Consider the following 1,583-nt stretch of genomic DNA (forward strand, 5'->3'; position numbering starts at 1 on the left):
GCGGCATTCAAAGAAATTTTGATTGGAAATCAGTCAAACCAAGAACAAATTGCTGCGTAATTTCTTTGGTGAGGGTTAATCCGATAGGATTGTGAAGCATTTATTAGGGTGCGAAACTTGAGTAAGTAAGATGTCTTCGCCCGCTCCTCACCCACTCGATCAAACAGGATAGGAATATCATCTTCCAGAAAAATCGGCTGAACGTAAGTCAAATATCCTTTATCAGCCACCCTGTCGATCAGATCCAGTCCAGTGATCTGCATATGATTAATCCCCAAACGCAAGTCATTGTCTTTGCCATCAAGGGCCGCATCGTATGCATTGAGGATCGTCTCTATACCCTGATCCCCTATCCCATGAATAATCACTTGATACCCGTGGTCGACAGCTGTTTTCACTTCATCAGACAAGGTGTCTTGTGATTTCGTCAAGATTCCTTTAGTTGACTGATCATCTGAGTAGGCTTCTCTTAATGCAGCGGTTCTGGATCCTAATGTTCCGTCTATGAAAAACTTGATCGGTCCGATACGGTTCCAGTCGCTTCCTTTTCGGAAAGGGTAATCCATTTTTAGAAAGTCAGGCAGGTATTTGCCATTGTTGAACCAAATCTGCTGATAAAAGCGTACGGTCAGCGCCTTTTCCTGCTCAAGTTCTTCATATAAAGATAATGTCTCTTCTACAGTATCATCTTTAGCGTCGTTAGTGTGCATCGATGTAATGCCGTACTGGTTAGCCAGCTTCATCGTCTGTCTGATTGCTTCTTTTTTCTCTTCTCTGGTTCTCGCAGGCAGCTGAGCTTTAACCAGATCCAGAGCCCCTTCAGTCAGTATACCAGTAGGCAGTCCGTCGGTATCTTTGAGAATCTCCCCACCAGTTTCTAACTGACTGTGCTTTGTAATATTGAAAGCCTTAAGTGCGGCCGTGTTCAGACTCATGACATGACGGTCCACTCTGACCAGAACGATCGGCACGCTTGAAGAGGCCTGATCCAGATCATGTCTGTCAGGAATCCGCTTGTCATCAGTAAACAAAGTATGATTCCATCCCTCTGAATATAAGACATCTTCTTTAGTCATCTGCTGGTCCTCTATGTAAACTCTGCAGCGATCGATCAGTTCTTTCATTGAAGTCACACCGGTTATAGGAAGAAGGGACAAAAATTCGGCAGTCATGAGAAAGTGCAGATGCGAATCATTCAGACCCGGAATTACCGTTCTCCCTCCAAGATCGATGACTTCTTCACCTTTAAAAAAAACCTCACATGATTCGTTGCTCCCAACCTTTTTGATCGTATTGCCTTCTATGACCATGCTCTCTGCAAAAGTCGATTCACTCAAATAAATCTGTCCGTTTTTAAACCATTTCATATTTACAACTCCTGACTTCATTCTGATCTTCACTTCGTCAGTATTCATTATACTCTTTAAGGAAGAGGGTGTGTACCCGTTTGACCGGATTAGAATCGAGTAGGAGATAAATGATTAATTCATTTATCGTCCTCTCACACCACCGTACGTACGGTTCCGTATACGGCGGTTCAATATCTTAAGTAAGCAGACTCTGCTAGGTCTCGTAGTGAAACT

The 1,583-nt window shown here is 43.3% G+C and carries 1 protein-coding gene; it reads right to left on the reverse strand.

The window, feature by feature from the left end:
- Positions 1-29 precede the first annotated feature (29 nt).
- Complete coding sequence (locus ACYQ2O_RS12185) at positions 30-1,367, reverse strand: amidohydrolase (protein WP_459796697.1); 1,338 nt, start codon at positions 1,365-1,367, stop codon at positions 30-32.
- Between the last annotated feature and the right edge of the window lie 216 nt (positions 1,368-1,583).

It is taken from the genome of Alkalibacterium sp. m-11 (assembly GCF_054658155.1).